Origin of the sequence: Botrimarina colliarenosi, assembly GCF_007859955.1 — a bacterium.
GTDB classification, from domain to species: domain Bacteria; phylum Planctomycetota; class Planctomycetia; order Pirellulales; family Lacipirellulaceae; genus Botrimarina; species Botrimarina colliarenosi.
Genome location: NZ_SJPR01000001.1, coordinates 654,299 through 676,835 on the forward strand (window position 1 = coordinate 654,299; position 22,537 = coordinate 676,835).

The 22,537-nt window shown below is 64.2% G+C and carries 21 protein-coding genes; 10 read left to right on the forward strand and 11 right to left on the reverse strand.

The annotated features are described in order from the left end of the window. Positions 1-4: 4 nt before the first annotated feature. Both Pla108_RS02465 and Pla108_RS02470 read left to right on the forward strand, forming a co-directional pair. The gene (locus Pla108_RS02465) at positions 5-685 is read left to right on the forward strand and encodes a metalloprotease (protein ID WP_146442478.1); all 681 of its coding nucleotides are present in this window, start codon (positions 5-7) and stop codon (positions 683-685) included. Between the two features lie 440 nt (positions 686-1,125). Further along, complete coding sequence (locus Pla108_RS02470) at positions 1,126-1,413, forward strand: hypothetical protein (protein WP_197526382.1); 288 nt, start codon at positions 1,126-1,128, stop codon at positions 1,411-1,413. Between the two features lie 166 nt (positions 1,414-1,579). Here Pla108_RS02470 and Pla108_RS02475 read toward each other — a convergent pair whose 3' ends face one another. After that, the gene (locus Pla108_RS02475) at positions 1,580-2,650 is read right to left on the reverse strand and encodes an Mrp/NBP35 family ATP-binding protein (protein ID WP_146444408.1); all 1,071 of its coding nucleotides are present in this window, start codon (positions 2,648-2,650) and stop codon (positions 1,580-1,582) included. A gap of 365 nt (positions 2,651-3,015) precedes the next feature. Here Pla108_RS02475 and Pla108_RS02480 point away from each other — a divergent pair, with 365 nt between their 5' ends. Then, positions 3,016-3,297, forward strand: coding sequence for a calmodulin-binding protein (locus Pla108_RS02480; RefSeq protein WP_231934342.1), 282 nt, complete (start codon positions 3,016-3,018; stop codon positions 3,295-3,297). Between the two features lie 81 nt (positions 3,298-3,378). Here the strand turns inward: Pla108_RS02480 and Pla108_RS02485 are convergent, their stop codons facing one another. The 3 genes from Pla108_RS02485 to Pla108_RS02495 all read right to left on the reverse strand — a co-directional run bounded on the left by Pla108_RS02485 (position 3,379) and on the right by Pla108_RS02495 (position 6,333). Continuing rightward, positions 3,379-4,422 carry a TlpA family protein disulfide reductase gene (locus Pla108_RS02485; RefSeq protein ID WP_146442486.1) on the reverse strand — a complete coding sequence of 348 codons (1,044 nt, stop codon included), beginning with the start codon at positions 4,420-4,422 and terminating at the stop codon, positions 3,379-3,381. Positions 4,423-4,548: 126 nt separating this feature from the next. After that, complete coding sequence (locus tag Pla108_RS02490) at positions 4,549-5,331, reverse strand: MBL fold metallo-hydrolase (protein ID WP_146442489.1); 783 nt, start codon at positions 5,329-5,331, stop codon at positions 4,549-4,551. A gap of 102 nt (positions 5,332-5,433) precedes the next feature. After that, positions 5,434-6,333, reverse strand: coding sequence for an SDR family oxidoreductase (locus Pla108_RS02495; protein ID WP_315851599.1), 900 nt, complete (start codon positions 6,331-6,333; stop codon positions 5,434-5,436). A 96-nt stretch (positions 6,334-6,429) separates the two neighbouring features. On the opposite strand from Pla108_RS02495, the gene Pla108_RS02500 reads away from it, so the two are divergent. Both Pla108_RS02500 and rimK read left to right on the forward strand, forming a co-directional pair. Further along, a complete protein-coding gene (locus Pla108_RS02500; protein WP_146442494.1) occupies positions 6,430-6,897 on the forward strand; it encodes an ATP-dependent zinc protease family protein in 468 nt (155 codons plus the stop codon). Positions 6,898-6,936: 39 nt separating this feature from the next. Beyond that, the gene (gene rimK, locus Pla108_RS02505; protein WP_146442497.1) at positions 6,937-8,142 is read left to right on the forward strand and encodes a 30S ribosomal protein S6--L-glutamate ligase; all 1,206 of its coding nucleotides are present in this window, start codon (positions 6,937-6,939) and stop codon (positions 8,140-8,142) included. A 162-nt stretch (positions 8,143-8,304) separates the two neighbouring features. Here the strand turns inward: rimK and Pla108_RS02510 are convergent, their stop codons facing one another. Both Pla108_RS02510 and Pla108_RS02515 read right to left on the reverse strand, forming a co-directional pair. Further along, positions 8,305-9,159, reverse strand: a complete 855-nt coding sequence (locus Pla108_RS02510) for an acyl-CoA desaturase (protein WP_146442500.1) — start codon at positions 9,157-9,159, stop codon at positions 8,305-8,307. A 303-nt stretch (positions 9,160-9,462) separates the two neighbouring features. Beyond that, complete coding sequence (locus tag Pla108_RS02515) at positions 9,463-10,518, reverse strand: hypothetical protein (protein WP_146442503.1); 1,056 nt, start codon at positions 10,516-10,518, stop codon at positions 9,463-9,465. A 262-nt stretch (positions 10,519-10,780) separates the two neighbouring features. Here Pla108_RS02515 and Pla108_RS02520 point away from each other — a divergent pair, with 262 nt between their 5' ends. Both Pla108_RS02520 and Pla108_RS02525 read left to right on the forward strand, forming a co-directional pair. Then, entirely contained in the window at positions 10,781-11,185 is a 405-nt protein-coding gene (locus Pla108_RS02520) for a transposase (RefSeq protein ID WP_146442506.1), read from the forward strand. Continuing rightward, a complete protein-coding gene (locus tag Pla108_RS02525; RefSeq protein WP_197526186.1) occupies positions 11,119-11,610 on the forward strand; it encodes an IS5 family transposase in 492 nt (163 codons plus the stop codon). The genes Pla108_RS02520 and Pla108_RS02525 overlap by 67 nt, the downstream gene beginning before the upstream one ends. 372 nt (positions 11,611-11,982) lie before the next feature. On the opposite strand, the gene Pla108_RS02530 is transcribed toward Pla108_RS02525, so the two are convergent. From Pla108_RS02530 to Pla108_RS02545, 4 genes are all read right to left on the reverse strand, one after another. Next, on the reverse strand, positions 11,983-12,405 hold the full coding sequence (locus tag Pla108_RS02530) for a GCN5 family acetyltransferase (RefSeq protein ID WP_146442512.1): 423 nt from the start codon (positions 12,403-12,405) through the stop codon (positions 11,983-11,985). Between the two features lie 258 nt (positions 12,406-12,663). After that, on the reverse strand, positions 12,664-13,128 hold the full coding sequence (ruvX, locus tag Pla108_RS02535; RefSeq protein ID WP_146442515.1) for a Holliday junction resolvase RuvX: 465 nt from the start codon (positions 13,126-13,128) through the stop codon (positions 12,664-12,666). 85 nt (positions 13,129-13,213) lie between these two features. Then, positions 13,214-14,302 carry a mannose-1-phosphate guanylyltransferase gene (locus Pla108_RS02540; RefSeq protein ID WP_146442518.1) on the reverse strand — a complete coding sequence of 363 codons (1,089 nt, stop codon included), beginning with the start codon at positions 14,300-14,302 and terminating at the stop codon, positions 13,214-13,216. Between the two features lie 106 nt (positions 14,303-14,408). Beyond that, a complete protein-coding gene (locus Pla108_RS02545; protein WP_146442521.1) occupies positions 14,409-15,488 on the reverse strand; it encodes a thiamine phosphate synthase in 1,080 nt (359 codons plus the stop codon). 464 nt (positions 15,489-15,952) lie between these two features. Between Pla108_RS02545 and Pla108_RS02550 the strand changes: the two genes are divergently transcribed. Both Pla108_RS02550 and Pla108_RS02555 read left to right on the forward strand, forming a co-directional pair. Beyond that, entirely contained in the window at positions 15,953-16,630 is a 678-nt protein-coding gene (locus Pla108_RS02550; RefSeq protein WP_146442524.1) for a tetratricopeptide repeat protein, read from the forward strand. Positions 16,631-16,795: 165 nt separating this feature from the next. Beyond that, positions 16,796-19,366, forward strand: coding sequence for an ATP-dependent Clp protease ATP-binding subunit (locus Pla108_RS02555; RefSeq protein ID WP_146442527.1), 2,571 nt, complete (start codon positions 16,796-16,798; stop codon positions 19,364-19,366). 84 nt (positions 19,367-19,450) lie between these two features. On the opposite strand, the gene Pla108_RS02560 is transcribed toward Pla108_RS02555, so the two are convergent. After that, positions 19,451-21,724, reverse strand: coding sequence for a redoxin domain-containing protein (locus Pla108_RS02560; RefSeq protein WP_146442530.1), 2,274 nt, complete (start codon positions 21,722-21,724; stop codon positions 19,451-19,453). A gap of 212 nt (positions 21,725-21,936) precedes the next feature. Between Pla108_RS02560 and Pla108_RS02565 the strand changes: the two genes are divergently transcribed. Continuing rightward, positions 21,937-22,509: a hypothetical protein gene (locus tag Pla108_RS02565; protein WP_146442534.1), complete on the forward strand. Its 573-nt coding sequence runs from the start codon at positions 21,937-21,939 to the stop codon at positions 22,507-22,509. The last annotated feature ends 28 nt before the right edge of the window (positions 22,510-22,537 follow it).

Consider the following 22,537-nt stretch of genomic DNA (forward strand, 5'->3'; position numbering starts at 1 on the left):
GCCCATGCTGTTCACCAACGCCGCGCCGACGCCGTACGATCTCCGCTTCCCGCTCCTGGGCTTTCCGGTCCGGATTACGCCGAGTTTCTGGGTCGTTGCGCTGCTCCTCGGCGCCAACCAGCCGTTGGAGCACGCCGTGGTGTGGGTCGCGGCGGTGCTTGTTTCGATCCTTGTCCATGAGTTAGGCCACGCCCTTTTGCAGCGCGCGTTTGGCGGCCGGGCGGAGATCGTTCTTTATGCGTTCGGCGGCTACGCTTCGGCGGTTGGCGTGCGTGACTCGTGGTGGCGGAACGTTTTGGTGTCGCTTGCCGGACCTTTTGCCGGATTTTTTTTCGCCGGAATTGTCTACGGCGTGATGCGATGGGTCGGCCCTCCCGACGCGCCGCTTGGCCGCGCGCTGGTTGGCGACTTGCTGTGGATCAATGTCGCATGGGGCGTGTTGAACCTCGCGCCGATCTGGCCACTCGATGGCGGGCGCGTCGCGCGCGAAGTGCTGACGTTGGTCATGAAGCCGTCGACCGGAATCGTCGCGTCGCTCGGTCTTTCTGCGGTTTTTGCCGCGTGTTTAGCGGCTTGGTGCTATTCGGCTACCCGTTCGCTTTGGAACACCGCGCTGTTCGCGATGCTCGCCTACCAGAGCTACGAAGCGATGCAGCAGTACCGCGCGTCGCGTGGCTCTTGGTAACGACGCGCGTCGCGCTGCGCGCTCGTTGCGATCGCCAACGTTGTTTGTCGCGCCGGTCCGCGCCGTTCGGCCGACGTTGATTCCGCGCTACGATTCTCGAAAAACCTGTTGCAGTGATTGAAGTAATGCTTACAGTAGCAACGCAGGTGTAGCCGATAAGGTCAACGCGAACCTGTTGAACTACCGCGGTGTTGTCTTCAACGCCAACTCCGCGGACAGCCTCAACGAGTTAGCTGATCGTTGTCGCCGAGTCGGTGACTCGCCGAGGGACGCCAGTCGTCATGCGGCGAGTCGTCGTCAAAGCAGAACGGTTTGTCGTTGTCGGTTACGGAAGAGTCGCTGCGGAAGAGCGGCTCGTTTCAAAAGCGGGTGATGAGGGTTGCCCAAACTAACGCCAAGCAGCCGCTCGATCACCGCGACTCGTTTTGAGGAGGAAGAACGTGGCTAAGAAGAAGAAGACGGCCAAGAAGAAGACGGCCAAAAAGAAGGTTGCGAAGAAGAAGAGCGCCAAGAAGGTAGCGAAGAAGAAAGGCGCCAAGAAGAAGGTCGCCAAGAAGAAGGCGAAGAAGAAAGTAGCCAAGAAGAAGGCCAAAAAGAAGGTCGCCAAGAAGAAGGCTAAAAAGAAAGTAGCCAAGAAGAAGGGGACCAAGAAGAAGGTCGCCAAGAAGAAGGCTAAGAAGAAAGTAGCCAAGAAGAAGACCAAGAAGAAAAAGACCAAGAAGGCTTGATCGGCGTTGCCGACCATCCCTTGGAAGAACAACGAAAGCCGCGTGTCCCCTCCCGGGACACGCGGCTTTTTTACTGGAATCGCCGGGGTTTTCGCGGCTGGACCCTTGCCGACGCCGGCGCGCGTTCGGCCTCACAACTCGACGAGCGTCACAATACGGAACCGTCCTACAGGACCGGGAGCGACGGCATGGCCGGTTGCCCGGCGCGTGACGCCACGATCTGGCGCACCACGCCGCGGGTGATCTCCATCAGCGGCGCCGCCATCGCGGGGTCGTCGTACAGTCCCGCCATCTGGCCGTCGTCGCCGCGCTTGCGGAGGTCAACATTGATCGGCGCCGCTCCGAGGAATGGCGCGCCCAACTCTTTGGCTTTCCGCTGGGCGCCTCCCGTTCCGAAGATGGCGTGCTGCGAGCCGCAGTCGGGGCAGACGAACGTGCTCATGTTCTCGACGACGCCCAGGAGCGGGATCTTCACCTTGCGGAACATCGCAATCGCCTTGACCGCGTCCAGCAGCGCGACGTCTTGCGGCGTGCAGACCACCACCGCGCCGGTAAGCGGCAGCAGTTGCGAAAGCGTCAACGCGACGTCGCCGGTGCCGGGCGGCATGTCGATGATCAGGTAGTCGAGGTCGCCCCAGTCGGTGTCGCGGAGCATCTGCGTCACGGCGCCGTGCAGCATTGGGCCACGCCAAACGACGGCTTCTTCGGCGGGGACCATGAAGCCCATGCTCATGACGCGGAGGCCGGCGGCTTCGATCGGCTGCAGCCGTTGATCGATGGCGGTCGGTCGCTCGTTGACGCCGAGCAAGTGGGGCACGCTCGGGCCATAGACGTCGGCGTCCATCAGGCCGACTTTGCAGCCGGCGTTGCGGAGGCCGAACGCGATCGAGGCGGCGATGGTGCTCTTGCCGACGCCTCCCTTGCCGCTGCCAACGGCGATGACGCTTTTCGCCGTGACGCCGATCTGCCCCAGCTTCTCAGCCGGTCGGTCGTGCGTCGTCGCTTCGACGACACACGCTAACGGTTCGACGCCGGCGTCGGCGGCGATCTTCGCACGCAGCGCGTCGAGGGTTTCGTCCCGCAGCGGCGCTGACCACGTGGTCAGTCCGATCTCGACACGCACGCCGTCGCCGTCGGCTTCAACGGCGCGAACCTGGCCCATCGCCCCCAACGGGCGGCCGGTCTCGGGGTCGGGAAAGGCATCAACAACGGCGCGGACGGCTTCGACGGCAGGCATCATAGCTCTTGAGAGAGGTGGTCATTGGGTACGCCCTCCCGGGGCTTCCCGGGAGTCACGGCGGGCGGATCGACGCGCCCAAACGCCCCACTTGGCGTGGTTTCGCATGTCATCGACCGGCGTAAGTCCCCCTAGTGTAGAGGCTTGCCGCCAGCTGCGTACCCGCCCCGCCGCGAGCGGGTTGTCGGGGTGTTGCCGGTTTTTCGCTCAATGCCGGCTGTGCCGACGGCCGATCTTTCCCCTTAGCCGGAGCCGCACGCGGTGCGTGGCGGACCGAATCGCGCGACGCCACACGCCGTCGCTACCGGGGGGGGAACCGACAGATGATCCGCAAATTCATTTGCGCGGCCGTAGTGACGGCCGCCATGGCGACGGGCTTAGCTGACCGCGCCGAAGCCCAGAACGCTTACGGCCGGGCCTTTAGCGGCACGTATACCGAGACCGACTGGGACCGCTTTTACCATTACCCGTACGTCTACTACCCCCAGAACTACTGGGGGAGTGAGTACTACCGGTCGGCCGACAGCCTGTACCACCGGTATCCGCCCGAGATGCGGATCCCGGTCTACAACAAGCGTTGGCACAACTACTACCCGAGCCCGCGCAAGTTCCACAGCGGGCACCACTTCCTTCTCGACGTGTTCTGAGAACGGGAAGCGGACGGCATAAAACGAAAGAGCCCCGGCCCGGCAGGGTCGGGGCTCTTCGTTTTGCTTTCAGAGTAAGCGCTAGCGGGCGGCATCGACCGTGGCGAGAAGCTCTTGGGCTTTGCCGGCTGATTCAGTCGAGGGGTAGTCCTCGACAACCCGCTTGAGGAGGCCCTTCGCGCGGTTCATCGCGCCCGAGCCGCCACGCGACGCGGTCGCCATCGCCTTGTCGAGCAAACGAGAGGCGGCGAGCTGGTCCTTCACCGCGTCCGATTTGGCAAGCTCTTTGGCCTTGGTTTTGGCGCGTTCGACGAGGTCGAACTCGTAGCCGGCGAATTGATGGCCGATCCCTTCGAGGCCCTTGTAAGCGGCCCACTCGTCGCCCTCGGAGAGCGACTCTTGGGCGGACTCCGCGGCTTCGGTCACCTCCGCTTGGACCGCCTCGAGCAGGCGATCGCCGCCCGCTTTGAGGTCGTCGTCTTTCGAGTCGGCCGCCTGATAGACAGGTCGCGCGGCCGCCGCGAAGTCGCCGAGCTCAATAGCGCGCCAAGCCGAGAGGAGCTTCGGCGGAACGGTCTTAGGGTCGACGCGCCACTCGGCGCCACGGAGAGCCGATTCGGCGGTTCCCGCGAAGTCGGCGCCCTGGCCGTTGCCCATCGAGCCGTCGCCGGCGACGTAGCGGACGGCGAAGACCTCCCCTTGGAGCGACAGCTTGGGGACGCCCATCGCCGTCTCGAGCGACCGGTCGTAGTCGTGGATGATCGGCCAGCCGACGCGGTTCTGCGCCAGGTAACGCTTGAGCACGCGTGGGTCGGAGCCGGAGTTGACGCCGATGAAGAGGACCGGTTTGCCCTCGTACTGCTTCGACAACCCCTGCAGGTTGGGCCAGTTCGCGGCGCACCGCGGGCACTCTTCTTCGAAGAAGTAGAAGACAACCCCTTTGCCGGCGAGCGACTCCATCGACAGCGGCGGCGAGTTGTGCCAAAGCCGTGGGTCGGAGGGGAGCGTGAATTTTTGCTCGGGACGCTCGGCGCCCGATCCGGTTTGCCCCGGCGCGGGGTCGGCGGAGCAACAAGCCAGCAGCGCTACGGCGGCGACGAGCCGTCGCTCTCGAAGAAAAGCCATGCCTCGTTCTCCCGATTGCGAGTTGGAGAAGCGGGGCGGGCGCTGCGAGTTCCGGCGCAACGCCCTCCCCCCCGTAGGTCATTCTATTCACAACGCTAGGTCAGCGAGCAACGGGCCGATGAGACGTCAGACAGGATTGCGCCCTTCGACGAGCTCGGCTTCCCACTCGTCCATCAGCGGCCAGCTGGTCGCACAGGTGCCGAAGTCGGCGAGCTTCTGGTACCCCTCCAAACGATCGATGGTCGCTTGGATGTGGGCGTTGTCTTTGCGGAAGACCGGCCCGTGGCTCGGGAGCATCCACTCGATGTCGCTGTCGCGGATCCGGGTGAGCGACTGGATAAAGTCGGGGATGCTGCTGCCGTGGTGGGCGTCGATCACGCCGACCGAGCCGTCACGGAACAGGTTGTCACCCGAGAACAACAAGTCACCCAGGCGGAAGGCGAGCTGGCCGTCGGTGTGGCCGGGCGTGTGCCAGACCTCGAGTTCGAGCCCGCCGACGCGGATGACATCGCCGTCTTTGACGAGCCGTTCGCATTTGACCGGCGGCATCGGCAGGTCGATCCCCTGCGCGCCGATGTGGGCGAAGGTGGCGATGCGGTCGCCCGCCTCGAGCTTGTTCGCCGCCACCGGGTGGCAGGTGACCTCGGTGCGGAGGATCTGTTTCGCCTTGGCGAGTCCCTGGATGTGATCGACGTCGGCGTGCGACGCGATCAGGGTCGCGCACTTGCTGAACGGGAAGTCGAGCTGGCGGATCAGCTCGAGCACCTCATCGACGGCGTCTTCGTACCCGATGTCGATCAACGTCCAGTCGTCGCCGTCATAGATCAAGTAAACGCTGCAAGTCACCCGGCGGCGCGCCTGGTGATTGAGCTCGATGACGTGCGGAAATATCGGCGTACGCTGCAGCATGTGGAAGGGGCGTGGGCTGGATTAACGGCGGCAGGAGTTCGGTGAATGATACGGGCGAGCGGTTTCCCCTCGCAACCAACCGCGGCGGATTGGCCGGCCGATTCAGTCCCCGAGGATCGCCGCGAGCCCCTCACGGTAGCTGGGATAGGAAGGTTTTACCCCTAATCGCCCCGTCAGAACCGTGTTGCGGACCCGCTTGTCGGCGGCGGCTCGGGCCGCCCGGGGTGAGTCGGCGGCGGGGGCGACGAAGGTCGGCGGCGGCGCGTTGAGCAACCGGGCCGCCTCGGCGTAGTAGTCACGACGTACGGCGGGCTGCCCGTCGCAGACGCACACCAACGCGGGTGGCGCGGCGTGGTCGGCCGCGGCCAGGACCGCCGACGCGCCGTCGTCGACATGGATGAGATTCAGCCAGCCCGTCTGCGGCGCCGCGATTGGCTCTCCGGCCCGGAGGGCGGCCGCGTAGGGGAGCCGGTCCGGGCCGTAGATTCCCGCCAGCCGCAGGATCACCGAGCGATCGCCCCAGGGGCTGGCGGCGAGGACTTGCTCGGCGGCCAGCGAAGCCCGGCCGCCATCGCGCGACGGGGCAGGGGGGGTCGTCTCGTCGATCCAGTCGCCGCCGGCGTCGCCGTACACGCCCGTCGTGCTGATGTAGACAACGCGCTCGGTCGCGCTCGACGCCGCCGCCAGCACGTTCTGCAGCCCCTCGGCGTAGACCTCGTGGATCGTCGGGTCGGCCGACCGATCGTAGCCAACGGCGTAGAGAAGCGTCTCGGCGTCGGGGAGGCGCACGAGGGTCGCCGGCTGCGTGACATCCCCAACAAAGGCCTCCAGGCCGTCCGCCCGGAAGGCGGTCGCCCGCGCGGGATGGCGTGTCACGGCAACGACGCGATCGCCGCGCTCCAACCAGCGCTGAGCGGCGCGCCTTCCGAGGTAGCCACAGCCGAAAATGAGTCGGGTCGCCACGGTGTTGGAGCCTCGCAGGCAAGGGGGGAGGGAGCCCACGCCAGCGTATCCGGCCCGGTCGGCATCCGATACACTCGGGCGATATCGCCGGCGGACCGGCCGCCCGAGACCCGTTCTTAGGATAAGACGCCCTCCATGAGCGACGCCCCCGACAGGGCTGCCCCCGGTTTGGTCCAACTTGGCTGGCTCGAATGGGTCGCCTTGCCCCGGCTGGGCATCCCGCTACTGCGTGCAAAAGTCGACACCGGCGCCAAGACCTCTTCGCTCCATGCCGAAGAGCTGCAGATCATCGGCGAAGCCGGCCAGCACGTCGCCCGCTTCATCGTCCGCACCCGCAAGAAGGTTTACCAATGCGAGTGCCCCGTGAAAGACGAGCGGCACGTGAAGAGCTCTTCGGGCCACGAGGAGCTCCGTGTCGTGATCGAGACAACATGCGTCCTTGATGGCCGTCGTTGGCCGATCGAGTTGACGCTCACCGACCGGACCGCGATGCGGTACCCGATGCTGCTCGGGCGCCGGGCGATGGAGGGCCGATTCGTCGTCGACCCGGGCCAGTCCCACCTGGGCGGCAAGCCCAAGCTCAAGCGCAAGCCACGGAGCTAGGCGTCTCGCTTCGCTCTCGAAATACCCACGGAACCCTGCATGAAGCTCGCGATCCTCTCCCGTAACCGCACCTGCTATAGCAGCCGACGCCTGCGCGAGGCCGCCGAAGGACGCGGGCACGAGGTCCGGGTGCTCGACACGCTGAAGTTCTCGATCGACATCACGAAGGGCGAGCCCAAGCTCTTCTTCCGCTCGAAGGAGCTCAGCGAATACGACGCCGTGCTGCCACGGATCGGCGCCTCGATCACCTACTACGGCACGGCCGTCGTCCGCCAGTTCGAGCAGATGGATGTCTTCTGCGGCAACTCGTCGGCGGGGATCGCCAATTCGCGCGACAAGCTGCGCTGCCTGCAGATCCTCAGCCGGCACCACATCGGCATGCCGCCCACGACGTTTGTCCGCGACCGCAAGGACATCTTGCCGGCGATCGAGCGCGTCGGCGGCGCGCCGGTCGTCATCAAACTGATCGAAGGGACGCAGGGCGTCGGCGTGATCCTCGCCGAGTCGGTCAAGATCGCCGAGGCGATCATCGAGACGCTGCAGAGCACCAACCAGAACGTGCTGGTGCAGAAGTTCGTCGCCGAGAGCCGCGGCCGCGACGTGCGGGCCTTTGTGGTCGGCGACCAGGTCGTCGCGGCGATGCGCCGCGTCGCCGTCGGCAGCGAGTTCCGCAGCAACGTCCACCGCGGCGGCTCAACCGAACCGGTCGACCTGCCCGATGACGCCAAGCAACTGGCGGTCCGCGCGGCCCAGATCATGGGGCTCCGTATCGCGGGGGTCGACATGCTCGAGGCGAACGACGGCCCGCAGGTGATGGAGGTGAACTCATCGCCGGGCTTCGAGGGGATCGAGCGCTGCACGCAACTCGACATCGCCGGCGCGGTGATCGACTACATGGCCGCGCAGGTCGATTTCCCCGAGGTCGATATCCGCCAACGCCTGACGGTCAGCCGCGGCTACGGCGTCACTGAGATTCACATCCCCGAGGGCTCCGACTACGTCGGCAAGACGATCGACGAGTCGGGCCTCCCCGACCGCGACATCAACGTCCTGACGCTCTACCGCGACACCAGCGTGATCCCGAACCCACGGCTCAAGCGGACCCTCGAGGCGGGCGACCGCCTGCTCTGCTTCGGCAAGCTCGACGCGATGCGCGAGCTGGTCCCCGAGAAGGTCCGCAAGAAACGCCGGCCGAAGGTGAAGGGTCTGCCGGAAGAGGCGACTGAGACGCCGGCGGTAGTGTAGGGTCCGCTGTGCCGGCCGTGCGATGCGGCTGAGTCATACAGCAAACATGCCCACGCTTAGGCGTGGGCATGGCGCCGGGCGTTTCGCTTCACAATGGCATGAGCACAGCCCCGGAGGGGCGGCAGCACGTAGCCAGGGGCGCCAACCCCTGGCTAGGGCCGTTCAAGCCAATCTCCGGCCCTTCGCCTCCGCGTCGGGTGTCGGCAACTTCACGTCCCACGCAAGCGATAATCGCTCCATTAGGTGGATCACCCAATAGCTCAAATCGATCTCCCACCAACGCAGGCCATGCCGCGCCGACGTTGGAAAGGCGTGGTGCGTATTGTGCCAGCCTTCGCCCATCGCGAGGACGCCGAACAGCGCGTTGTTGCGGCTCTCATCGTCGCTTTTGTACGGCTGACTCCCCCACAGGTGGCACGCCGAGTTGACGCTCCACGTCACATGGTGGACCAAAAAGATCCGCACGAGCCCGCCCCAGATCAGGCCACTGAGCGCGCCCATCCAGCTCTGCGAAAGCAATCCGCCAACCACCGCTGGCAACACAAGACCCAGCGCCACCCACAGCGGGAAGAGCGCGCTGATGACCCGGAACGTGCGGCTCTTGCGGAGGTCTTGCGAATAGCGCGCGAGGTTCGGCGGATCGGCTTCGAAGAACCAGCCGATCTGCGCGTGCCACAAACCCTTCATGAGGCCGACAAAGCCGGCGCCGCCGTGCTGCGGCGAGTGCGGATCCTCGGGCGTGTCGCTGTGTTGATGATGCCACCGGTGCATGCCGACCCATCGCAGCAGCGGCCCCTGCAGCGCCATCGAACCCATGATGGCAAACACGACCTTGACCCACAGGTACGTCTCAAACGACCGGTGCACGAACAGCCGGTGGAAGCCGATCGTGACCCCCATCGCCGTCAACACGTACATCCCAACGAGCACCGCCAAATCGCTCCACCGAAAGCCCCACTCCCAAACATAGAGCGGCGTCACCAACACGGCCGCCAAGGGGACAACGATGGCAATCATCGTCGCGACGCGCTTGCCCAGCGAAGCGGGTATCCGTGGCGGTTCGATCGTCGGAGCGGCGACGGGCGCCGCCGTCGATTGAGTGGTGCCGGCGTCAAGCAGGGAGGATTGGTGACTGATGATCAGATCTCGCGAGCAAGTGTCGAAGCGGTCCAGGTGTCGAAGCGGTCGCCGTGCGACCAATCGTCGGCGTCGATTGGCAGGACCCGCTCCAACTCGATGCGTCAATCGGCAGAGACCCGCCCGCATGGCAGGCCACGGAGCCTGTCAGAAATGCGGCAAAGCCGAAAGGGGAGGGGGCACTTATCGTGCCGAAGGCGAGTGCGGCCGCCCCGTCACCAACTCACTGACGTGAACGTTACGGTCTTGACCGAGCTTTTCCCACACCTCGGAGACCCGCAGCTCGCGATGCCGCCGCATGATCACGGCAACGTAGAGACGCACCCACCATTCGTCGTGCTCGGACAGGTTGGTTAATTGTTCTTTTGCTTCTTGGGCGGGCCCTTCGAGCTGCTCGTCGAACTTGTATTTCTTGAGCCACACGGCGTGGCTGACAAGATGTTCCGCCAGCAGGATTTCCTTTTTCAGTTTTTTATCTCGTTGCCGTGGAAGGACGGCTGGCAGGTCCTGCACGGGCTGAAATTCTGTGAAGGGCCTGTTTCGAACTTTGGCTTCAGCGATCTCTTGTTCGGTCGCGCCCTCCAGCAGTTGGTAGGGGATGATGCGGTCTTCGCCCTTCTTTCGACGCTCTTCTCGTTGCGCTTCGTCCCAGGTACGCCTCTCGATCATCATGGCGACGAGATTGCCGACTTCCGCAGCCTGGTTGTAAGCGAGCAGAGCACGCCCCGGGGATCGCTTGAAAAGATAGAGCGTGAAGACGGAGGGGACTTCTTCGTTTCGGGAAAGTACGTCGCGGACATAGTCAGCGACCTCATCGAAAGGTCCATTATGCTGCGTGCGCGTGTAGCCGTCGAACCACTCGTCGGCAAAGTCACGTAACCCTTTGTTCTCCGACTCCAAATGAGGCGCGAGAACGCGGATGAAGACGCCGGGCGGGATGTCGAGTTTGCCAAGGACGAGCAGCAAGCAAATGCCCTGCTCCCCTTGGGCCTCTTCCATGGTGGCGGCGGCTATCGCGAACTGCTTGACGAGGTAATCCTCGCGGTCCTCACGGTCGACTGCTTTCAACGCATCGATCGTCTGAGTCACGACAAGCTCGCTGGGTGAGTCCAGAGCAACCCTAAATTGAGCCTGGATTGCTGGATCAGCTTGAGCGAGCAGTTGCTCCACGCCCGTCTCTTGCGCGGCGCAAGCGGTCCATGGCGTAAGACATGCGATAAAGATGAAGACGAATCTCATCTTCGGCGCCTCGCTAATGACGGTGCCCAGATTAACAATGATAGAGTTCTACCACGTTTGTAGGGTCCGCTGTGCGGACCGTGCGATGGGCTGGCATCTGTGCTAACACATCGGATGGGTCGTGCCCATCCGCCGCCCTTCCATCTTATTGATCGCCTAGGCAAGTCCGCGCAGAATATCTAGAGCCAGTTTCAGAACATCGATTTGCTAGCTGAACCGAGTTGATTGATTGGTCGTAGGAGTCTTCGAAAGGAGACCCCTGATGACCGATCGATCCCGCCTTGGTGCGGGGTCCAGGATGGAGCCCGACTCTCGATTCTTCCGCCCGCAGCTCAGCGACGAGCAGTGGGCGCTTGTCAGCGACCTCTTCAAGCCGCCCAGACCGAACCCCAAGGGAGGCCGGCCCCGCGCCGACGCGCGGGCATGTCTGGAGGGCGTGCTGTGGGTGCTGCGTAGCGGCGCGCGGTGGAAAGACCTTCCGCCTTGGTTCCCTTCGTACCCGACCTGTTGGCGCCGGTTCGTCGAGTGGACGACCGACGGCACGCTGAACAAAGTCCACCAGCGGTTGGTCCGCTTGCTAGACAAAGCCGGCAAGATCAATTGGGAAGAAGGCTTCGCCGACGGCACGTTTGCCCCGGCAAAAAAAGGGGTACCGGCGTCGGCCTGACCAAACGTGGGAAGGGGACCAAGATCATGGTCCTCACCGACGCCCAGGGCCTTCCGCTGGGGACCGAGGTCGAGGCGGCCAATGTGGCCGAGGTGAATCTCATCGAGCCCCTGCTGGACGAGGCGGTGACCAGCCACGTCCCGTCGCGGCTGATCTACGATAAGGCGGCCGACTGCGATGCGTTGCGCGACCGGCTCGCTGAGCGGGGCGTCGATCTGATCTGCCCCCATCGCAAGAACCGCGTCCGCAAGAAGAAGCAGGACGGGCGGAAGTTGCGTCGCTACCGGCGACGGTGGACCGTCGAACGCAGCATCGCCTGGCTCCACGCTTTCAAGCGGCTGGTTGTCCGCAACGAGTTCTACGCCCATCTCTACCACGGCTTCATTAAGCTCGCCTGCATGATCGTCTGCTTCAGACGGTTATGAAACTGGCTCTAGTCTAAGACAACTGGTGATTTTGCAACTTCAGAACTGAGCAGTCGCATTTTGTGGTGCTGTATTAGTGGCAAAGCGATAATAAAGATTCTGGAAACTCGTTTATCTGTGTATTCACACTTCTTGCCAAACGCTGCCAGCTGCCGCCACCCCGTTTGCACTCGCAAAAGTGCGTGAGCTTGCGAGCGCTTGCGTAGAAAAGAGGGTACTCTTACCTCTTTTGGCCGTGTGATACGCTTCGCAGACATGCTCCAGCAAAGCAGTTTGGACTGCTAGGGAGAGTGGCTCATAACCTCGAGGTCGTCGGGGGTCTCCTTTCGGAGACTCCTACGACCAACCCGTCAACACGGTTCAGCTAGCAAATCAAAGTTCTGAAACTGGCTCTAGCCTGTTCTTCGGGGCGTCATCGGCTAGAAAGTTAGGAATCGTATCCGGCGTCCTCCTCGGTCGACTCAAGAACTCGACAGGCCATTCAGCATGACGCGGCTCGGTCACGTGCCGGTAGACACCCGGCTCCGGTTCATCGAGATGTTCGCGTTGAAGAACCAGCGCTAACGGCTCCTCTGCTCCTTCGACCGATTGACAAAACTCTATCGCTTCTTCGTAGGTGGCGAACGGGTAATAGTAGTCCTCGCCATCGCATTCGTCGGGCGCGCCTCTTTCGGGATGCATCCAGACTCGGTATTCGAGCAATTCATCCCAAACATAGCCGCCGCCCGCTCCCGCTCTTGCGGGGTAATCACCAACCTTGTCAAAATCGACAGGAAGAGGATACGCACTCGTCATTCAATTCATTCTGGTTCTCAGGAGGCCCCGACTGTCACTAGTCATGGCCACGCTTACGTGTCCGCGAGCGGTACACCAAGCTAGTTCTAGCGTATTCCCTCCGCGCAGGCGTGGGAATAGAGCCCGGCTAAAGCTAGTCGTGTCGTGCTGGAGAGTGCGCCGGAGGCGTCTCCCGACGCCGATTATGCGCACCATGCCGCAGCGGCTTGGAGACCGTCATCGGGGTCGGGAGACCCCTCCCACAGGCATGAGGTTCCTTCAACTGATCGACCCCGGGTCGTCCTGCCCCTTCGCCCCGCTCTCAAGATAAGCCGTCAGCATGATCTGTGCGGCGAGTGCGTCGAGCCTCGCCTTGCGGCGTTTGCTGGTGAGGTTCGCCGCCTGCAGAATCTCTTCGGCCTGGGACGACGTGTAGCGCTCGTCGTAGAACTCTGTCGGCACGCCGGTCTTTTCGGTGAGCCAGTCGCCGAACCGCCGCGCTTCGAGTGACTTCTGGCTCTCGCCGCCGTGGAGGTGGACCGGCAGGCCGACGACCCAGCGTACTAGGCGTTCTTCGCGGGCGAGTGTCGCAAAGTACTCGGCGTCGAGCCGTTCGTTGCGCCGCGTGTAGTTCTCGTGCGGCGACGCCATGCCGACCTCCAGGTCGCCGATCGCCACGCCGATGCGGACCGTGCCGTAATCGACGCCGCCGATGCGACCGCGTTGTGGTTGAAGGTCGGTCATACGAAATGGGTGAGCCGACGGCGCTAGCCGCGGGTTACGCCGGGTACCAGGGTTCACCCGCGGCTAGCGCCGTCGGCTCACGGTTTTAAAGGTACTCGTCCCAGCCGAGCCCCTCGAGCTCCTTGACGATCTTCCGGATGCTTTCTTCGTCGTGCTTGTTGGCGACGAGCGTGGCGTTGGGGGTGTGGACCACGATCAGGTCCTCGCAGCCGAGGGTCACGACGAGGTGGTCGGGCGTGCTGCGGACGATCGATCCGGTTGTTTTCAGGCCGAGGTGCTTGCCGACGATGGTGTTGCCCGCGTCGTCGACGCCGAGGCGGCGCGGCAGCGACTGCCAGCCGCCGAGGTCGTCCCACTCGAAGGGCGCCTCGATGACGGCGACGTTGGTCGCGTGCTCCATCACGGCGTAGTCGATTGAGACGCCGTCGATCGCAGCGAACTCCTTCTCGAAGACGGCGGGGCCGTCGGGAGTGTCCCAAGCGTCGACGATTTTCTCGAGGTGAGCGAGCGTCTCGGGCTGTCGCTCACGCAGCGCGTCGAGGATGGTCGAGGCCCGCCAGCAGAAGATGCCGCTGTTCCAGTAGTAGTCACCCGAGGCGAGGAACTCGGCGGCGGTCGCCGCGTCGGGCTTTTCGCGGAAGCGGGCGACCTGGAACGCCGGCGCGTCGCCGCAGGCGTCGGCGAGCGGCTTGTCGCGTTGGATGTAACCAAAAATCTCGGCCGGGTAGGTCGGCTTGATGCCGAAGGTGACGATCCGCGAGGGATCGGCGTTCACCAGCGCCTCGGCCTGCTTGACCGCGGTCTGAAAAACCTCCGGCGACGCGATCACGTGGTCGGCCGGCATGACGATCATCACGCCGTCAGGGTCTTTGCGGGCCTGGGTTACCAACAGCGCCGCCAACCCGATGCAGGGCGCGGTGTCGCGCTTGCACGGTTCGCCAACGATCGCCGCCGCGGCGAGTTCGGGAAGCTGCTTCGCCACTTCGGCGACGAGCCGCTGGTTGGTGACCACCATCCGCCGCTCGGGCGGGACGACGTCGCCCAGCCGCTGCGCCGTTTGGCGGATCATCGTTTCGTCTCCCACGAGCGAGAGCATCTGCTTGGGCGTGTCGCGGCGGCTCGCGGGCCAGAAGCGGGTGCCGGAGCCGCCGGCCATGATGATCGCGTGGAGCATGGGAGGGAGGATTGCGGAATTCGGATTGCGGATTGCGGAAGGAACGGCGGCCGTCACGTGCGTCACGAGGCGCGGTTGGGCGCGGCGTGTCGACCGGGCAAGCATCCTAGCCGCTCGAGCCTTCGCCGCCGACCGGCGCCCCTAAGGCCTCACGCAGCGATCGAACCGCCGCGGCGGGATCACTGGCCCCGGTCACTGCGGCGCCGACCGCGACCCGACGGAGCCCCGCCGCGACCACTTCTGAAATGTTTTCTGCCGTGATCCCGCCGATCGCGAAGGCCGGCAGCGTGATCTCTGCCGCTACCTGGCGGACAAAATCGATCCCGGGGAAGTCGGCGAACGACTTGGTGGTGGACGGGAACGTCGGCCCCACCCCTAGGTAGTCGGCGCCGGCGAGCCTCGCGGCGCGGGCTTGTTCGATGCGATGGGTCGAGACGCCAACCAGGCGGCCCGGCCCGACGACACTCCGTGCGTCGGCGACCGTAAGTTCGTCCTGGCCGATGTGGACGCCGTCCGCCCCGGCGGCGACGGCGATGTCGGCCCGGTCGTTGACAATCGAAACGACGCCGTGGCGTCGACAGACCGCCGCCATGATGCGCGCCCGCTCGACGAGCCGGCGGTCGTCGAGTCGCTTGTCCCGCAGTTGCAGCACCTGGACGCCCGCCGCGCACAGCGATTCGGTGAGCTGCTCGAACGCCTCGTCGGATGGCCCCGCCTCGATCAGGACGTAAAGCCTCGCGTCGCCGAGCCGATTGCGACCCCGCTCGGTCGTCCCAAGCCCCGCCGCGAGCGTGTAGGCGTCGTAACGGAGCCTTTCGAAGGCCGCTCCGAGGGCCGGGTCGATCGTCTTGCCGTACTCTTCCAGCGACCGCAGCGCTTCTTGTAGCCGGCCGAGGCTCGCGTTGCAGACATCCGCGGCGTCGGCTCGTTGTGATTCGCTTGCCGTCGTAATCGCCGTCCCGACATCGCCCGGCGTGTTGCGGCAAGCTAACCGATCCGCCATCGGCAGGGTGGCGCCCGCTGCCGCGATCCCGTGTCGCAACTCCTTGCCGAGTCGCGACAGGTGGGCGTCATCCAAGACGAACCGCGCGTAGTCCTCGACGACTCGAGCGCCTTCGCTCGCCCGATTGAGCGACGCATCCATCAGGCGGATGACGTGGGGGTCTGGGGGGCTTGTGTCGGGCATGGAGTTCGCGCCGAGACGCTGAGACGCGGTGGAAAGGTGGAGGGCACGATGACTCGCCAACCTCGTGGAAGAAAGAAGTCTCACGCAAAGACGCCAAGGCGCGAAGGAAGCGCGGCTCAGTCGATACGGATTCTCGTTTCTTTGCGTCCCCCGCGTCGCTGTGCGGGATCATCCCCTCGCCTGCCAGAATGGCGGGTGGTCGTTCGCTTTTCTGAGGGCAACCCGACTCGGAAGGATTTTTTTTTCGGCAGGCCGACGGCGGCGCCAGCGGTGGGAAGTTTTTGACGTAAATCACGTTGCTGGCACGGTTTGTCTTGTTGGCGATCGGGGGGACCGATACACTCCGCGCCGTCGTCAGGACGGGCGTCGCCGGCTTATTCGTTGCGTTGCGCCCCGCGATTTGCGTGTTTGAATCCCCGTCGCCGGCTTCCCTGAGCCGTGTGACCCCGCAAAAGGTCGGTTTTTTGCCCCGTCGCAAGCCCCGCCGCCACCTCCACTGGGCCGCCTACCTGTGGCCCGGGTTGCCGCATCTGTGGGTGCGTGGGTCGCTGGCTGGGCTGACGCTGGCGCTGGCCTTTTCGGTGTTATTGAACGTTCTGGTTCTCGCGACGCTCGTCTGGCCCGCGTGGCTTGAATCACGGCTTAAGTTTGCATGTGCGGCGACGGCTGTCGTGCTGTGGTTCGCCGCGTTGTGGGAGACGCGTGGCGAGCTGCGTCGGCTCGCCGCCGAGCGGGACGCCGCCGACAGCGACGAGCCCGCCGTTCCGCTCCCGTCCGAAATTACTGTTAACGACCAACTCCTCACCGAGGCGCAAACCAACTACCTGCGGGGCGACTGGCTCGCGGCGGAGCGGCTGCTCCGGCAAGCGATTCGCCGCGACCGCGACGATTTCGAGGCCCGTTTCTGGCTGGTGAGCGTCCTGCGAAGCGCCGGACGGCTCCGCCATGCTGAGCGGCTGCTGCGGCGGGTCGAGCGGCTCGACGCGGCCGCGGCCTGGCGCCACGAGATCGCCGACGAACGCCGCCGGCTCACCGCCGCCGCCCCGACCCAGCCTCAGCAAATCGACGACGAACCAACGATCCTGCCGATCGCCACCGCCCGTGAGGACGGGGGCCGGCAGTCAAGACGCCACGCGGCCTGAGAAAACGACGCCTTGGAGTGTTTCCGACCAAAGGCCTACAATCAGGCGTACCACAGACAGCACCCTACGAAACGACCCGCAGCGATCCCGGCACGGACATCAGCCCGCCGAGCTAACCGATCAATCCAGTGAGCCGCCGGGCTCGCTTCCGCAACGGAGCAGACCATGTACGAACGCTTCACCGACCGCGCCCGCAAGGTGATGCAGCTGGCCAATCAAGAGGCCCAGCGCTTCAATCACGAATACATCGGCACCGAGCACGTGCTCCTCGGCCTCATCAAGGAGGGGAGCGGCGTCGCAGCCAATGTGCTGAAGAATCTCGACGTCGATCTCCGCAAGATCCGTCTGGAGGTAGAGAAGCTCGTCCAATCGGGGCCCGATATGGTCACGATGGGCAAGCTCCCGCAGACGCCGCGCGCCAAGAAGGTCATCGAGTACTCGATGGAAGAGGCCCGCAACCTCAACCACAACTACGTCGGCACCGAGCACATCCTGCTCGGCCTGTTGCGTGAGCAAGAGGGCGTCGCCGCTCAGGTTCTGATGAACCTCGGCTTGAAGCTCGACGAAGTCCGCGACGAGGTGCTCAACCTCCTCGGCCACGGCATCGAGGGCCAAGAGCCCGAGCGCGGCGGCCGCGCCGGCGCCGAGGCCCCCGGTGAAGAGGACGAAGAAGCCGCCGAGGGCCGCAGCGGCCGCAAGGGCTCGCGTAGCAAGACCCCGGCGCTCGACAGCTTCGGCCGCGACCTCACCGAGCTCGCCAAGCAGGGCAAGCTCGACCCGGTCATCGGCCGCGAGAAAGAGATTGAGCGCGCGATCCAGGTCCTCTGCCGCCGCACCAAGAACAACCCCGTCCTGCTGGGCGAGGCGGGCGTCGGCAAGACGGCGATCGTCGAGGGCTTCGCCCAACGCGTCATCGACGGCAACGTCCCCGAGCTGCTGCTCGACCGCCGCATCGTTGTGCTTGACCTGGCGATGATGGTCGCCGGCACCAAGTACCGCGGCCAGTTCGAAGAGCGGATCAAGGCCGTGATGAACGAGGTCCGTCGAGCCAAGAACACGATCCTGTTCATCGACGAGCTCCACACGCTGGTCGGCGCCGGCGGGGCCGAAGGGGCGATCGACGCCTCGAACGTCCTGAAGCCGGCCCTCGCCCGCGGCGAGATCCAGTGCATCGGCGCCACGACCCTCGACGAGTACCGCAAGTACATCGAGAAGGACTCGGCCCTCGCCCGCCGGTTCCAGGAAGTGATGGTCGAGCCGACCACGCCAGACGACACCAAGGAAATCCTCCGCGGCCTCCGCGAGCGTTACGAGGACCACCACCGCGTCCAGATCACCGACGACGCAATCGATGCGGCCGTCGATTTCTCGGACCGCTACATCACCGGCCGGTGCCTGCCGGACAAGGCGATCGACGTCATCGACGAGGCGGGCGCGCGGGTGCGTCTGAAGACGATGTCGAAGCCGCCAAACTTGAAAGAGATCGACGAGGAGGTCGAGGCCCTCAACCGCGACAAGGAAGAGGCCGTCGCCAACCAGGACTTCGAGAAGGCCGCCGCGCTCCGCGACCAGGCCGACAAGCTCAAGAAGAAGAAGGCCCAGATCACCAAGGACTGGCGCGAGAAGTCGCGTGAGAACGGCGGCGTCGTCGACGAAGACATCATCGCCGAGGTGGTCTCGAAGATGACCGGCATCCCGCTGACGCGGATGAGCACCGAGGACTCGCTCCGCCTGATGCGGATGGAGGACGAGCTGCACAAGAAGGTCATCAGCCAGGACGAAGCCATCAAGGCGATCGCCAAGGCGGTCCGTCGCAGCCGCAGCGGTCTGCAGGACCCCAAGCGTCCGACCGGCACCTTCGTTTTCGCCGGCCCGACGGGCGTCGGCAAGACGCTGCTCGCCAAGGCGCTCGCTGAGTTCATGTTCGGCGACGCCGACGCGCTGATCCAGATCGACATGTCCGAGTACATGGAGAAGCACAACGTCAGCCGACTGATCGGCGCCCCTCCCGGGTACGTCGGTTACGAGGAAGGCGGCCAGCTCACCGAGCAGATCCGCCGCCGGCCGTACGCGGTGGTGCTGCTCGACGAGATCGAGAAGGCGCACCCCGAGGTCTTCAACATGCTCCTCCAGCTGATGGAGGAGGGTCGCCTGACCGACTCGTTCGGCCGCAACGTCGACTTCCGCAACACGATCGTCATCATGACGACCAACGCGGGCGCCGACGCCATCAAGAACGAGTCCGCCTTCGGCTTCCAGAAGCCGGACGAGGACGCCAGCTACGACGCGATGAAGGCCCGCGTGATGGACGAGATCGAGAAGGTCTTCCGTCCCGAGTTCATCAACCGCGTCAACGACGTGATCGTCTTCCGTCACCTGACCGAGGAGAACCTCAAGCACGTCGTCGAGCTCGAGGTCGCCAAGGTCCGCGAGCGGCTGGCCGACAAGGGCCTCGTGCTCAACCTCTCGGACGAAGCGAAGGCGTTCCTGGTCAAGAAGGGCTCGAACACCGACTACGGCGCCCGGCCGTTGCGTCGTGCGATTGAGTCGTTCGTCGAGGACCCGCTGGCCGAAGAACTGCTCAAGGGCGAGTTCGCCGGCAAGGACACGATCCGCGTCGAGGTGAAGACCGTCGGCGAGAAGAAGCAGCTCGTGTTCGAAGGCCTGCAGACCAAGGAATCGGAGCCCGAACCCGTCGCCGCGGGCGTGGGCGGCGAAGAGACCACCGAGGAGTAAGAGCCGCTGGCTCTCAGAAGCGAAAACCATCGAGGCGGGCCGCGGCGACGCGGCCCGCCTTTTTCTGTGATGTGGCTTTCGCGGCTACGGCTTCTCAGCCAGCAGCGTTTGGATCGCCGCTTCGAGGTCGCCCTTATAGATCGCCGCCACTCGCATCTTCCCCTGGCGGTCGATTAAGAAGCACGTCGGCCAGTTGCGGACTGCGAACGCCTTCTCAGTTTGTTCGTCCTTGTCTACGGCGATCGGCCAGTTGAGTCGGTTGGACTCGACATACTCCTCGGCTTTGTCGGCGTCCTTCGTCGAGTGGACGCCGATGACCACCAAGCCACGATCCGCGTACTCGTCGTGCAATCGACGTATCTCGGGCAACAATTGAATGCAGGGGCCACACCACGTCCCCCAAAAATCGACGAGCACGACTTTGCCACGGAAATCTTCGAGCGCATCTGCTTCGCCGGAGTTGAGCCACTGGGTGGCGGCAATCTCGGGCGCGGGTTTCCCTTCAAGGGAGTCGAGTTCGTCACGCTCGCCCACGTCGTAATTCCTCCAGAAACCGTCGGCGCCAGAGTGGGCCCGGGAGACCGGCGCCGACTCAAGTTGGAATGGTCTTCGCTGCGCCGAACGCAGGGTCTTCGACAGCTTGGGCAGTCGCTGGAGAGCGTCGTCGGTAATGTCCGGCGAGGCGATCGTCAGTCGCTCTAGCGCCGGGGCGCTCGCCAACGGCTTCAGCCCGTCATCGGTGGCGAGGCACGATAGGTTGAGAGCGCGTAGACGCGGCAACTGTGCGAGCACCTCGATGCTCTCGTCTGTTGTCACTGTGCTCGTTAGCTCGACGTACTCCAGCGCATTCAGATCGCGTAGATGAGAAACGTCCTCGTCGGTGAGGGGGCGGCTGGCGGATGACTGGAAGCCCGACTCGATCCGCAATTGCTTCAGCTTCGTGAACTCGGAGAACTCCGCGAAGTCCTCCGGCGACAGAGCCGGGCAGAAGCAAAGCCACAGTTCTTCTTCGAGCGAACAGAGGCCGTCGATTCCCTTCCAGGTGGGTTCGCCATCAACACGGGCGTCGATGTTCATCAGACCCACTCGCTTCAAGACGGGCATTGTGGCGAGCGTGTCGACGCAGCGCGTCGTCAATTTTCCTCCGGTGAGTTGAATCCGCTCCAGCGCTTTTAACCCGGCAAGCTTCTCGAAACCCTCATCGCTGACAGCCGTGTACTGAAGCCTCAAGTCTTTCAAGCCAGGCATCGCAGCAAGGACCGGCATCGAAGCGTCGGTGATCCCTTGGTCTTTCAAACCGATGGATTCAAGGTGTAGTAAGGCGCCGAGGGATTGGACACCCGCATCCGTGAGGGCAATGTCTCCTGATAATTGCCGCAATTCTTTAAGTTGAGACATGCTCTTCGCGGATTCGTCTCCTACCTCGATTCCATAGCAGCGCAGGTTCTCAAGTGCCTTGAAGTTGGCGACGTGACGTACCCCTTTGGCCGTTACCTTGGTGTGGTCGATCACTAGGCGCCGCATGGCGGGAAGTCCTTCGCTCAGCCGGCGCAGTCCATCGTCGGTGATCTCGGAGCCGCTTAGATCGAGGTGTTCTAGGCTTGCCTGAGTCAGCAAGGCTTCAACGACGGCATCCGTGATCGCAGGGCACGGTTCCTCGCCACGGAACTCGGGGTTGCCCGCCAGGACGCTGAGCGCCTTCAAGCCCACTCGCTCGCACAACGCCCCTACCCCCATGTCGGTGATCGCGGTCTGGCCGAGGTACACCGCCTTCAGTGACTTGCTCTTAGCCAGAGCGATTAGCCCTTTGTCTGTCACCTGCGTCGCGTACAGCAAGACCGATTCGAGTTGGGGCAGGGAGGCGAGGTTGGCCATGCCCTCGTCGCCGATCGCAGTGTTTGCGACTTGGAGATACTGCAACGCGGTGAGTTGGCGCAGCGACGCCAAGCCCTTGGAAGTGACCTTCGCTCCGCCTATCTCCAACCCTCGCAAGCCCGTAAGCCGCGACAGCCGGCGAACGTCGTCATCGTTCAAAGGGAGCCCGTAGGCGTTCAACACCGCGATGGCGTCGGCGGGAAGCCGATCGACCCACGCAAGGTCGGCGGCGCCGGCTTGCGACAGCTTCAACCGGACGACATGCCCCTCCGGGACCTCCACCTCGCCAGCGGCTGGCACCGGCGCCGACCATCCCTTGTACAACGCGCCGCCGTAGAGGTCGTAGCCGAACCCGCCTTCAGGCGCCGGTTGGGTCTCCACTTGTCCGACAGTTGACTCCGGGAAGGACAACGTCACCGCGCCGGTGGACGCCGGCGCCATCCACAGCGTGCCCGCCATCACGAGGACCATGAGCCTTGCCATCGCCGTTCCCCAGTTCCGGTTCTTGTCGCCGCGGTCACCAGCGGCTTGCCGACGCCAGAATACCCGGGCGGTGCCGATTCACGAAAAAGAAAAGCAGAGGTTGAGGACTCATCGGGGCTGGTTGCGCCGACGCGGCCCACCTTTTTTTGTTCCGCATCGTGAGGACGTGGGGTTAGAATCGCCGCGCCTCGATCCGATAGGACGCCCCCAGCGTGGATTACGACGACCCGCCCAGCGACGCACCGCCCAAGCTTCGGCGTCAACGACGGTCGTGGTGGGAGTGGAATCTCATCACGCTCGCTGCCTCGCTGTTCGTGCTGCTGTGGCTGCGAGAGTTGATTTCTATCTCGCCGTCCCGACTGTGGGAATTGCTAGCGACGATCTTCTTCATTTGGTGGCTGGCGCCGGCGGTGGTGCTGCATGGCTGGCCGTGGCCGCTGGCCTATTTCATGGAGTTTCGCGTCGAGGACGGGCTCCCTAACCGGGTCACGAGGAGGTTTCGCGCATCTCGTGCGTGTCGCTTGATGGCGTGTGTGATGCTTGTTGGCGCGGTAGTTAATGGTGGCTACGTGCTTTGGGCGCTCGCGGAGAGCGGCATGTTCCGTCGCGGATTTTCCCAGAGTCTTTCCTCGCCTCGTTTCTATTCCTTCATGGCGTCCTCGCTCTGGAGCGTTGTCCAATCGATCGGCTTCGCGGTAGGACTGGGGACCCTGGCGGCGATCGTGGACTCGATGGAACGACAGGCAGTCGAACGCGGCAGGCCGCCCCAAGACCAGAAGCCATAGATCGCCGTGCTAGCGGCCCGCAAGGTTT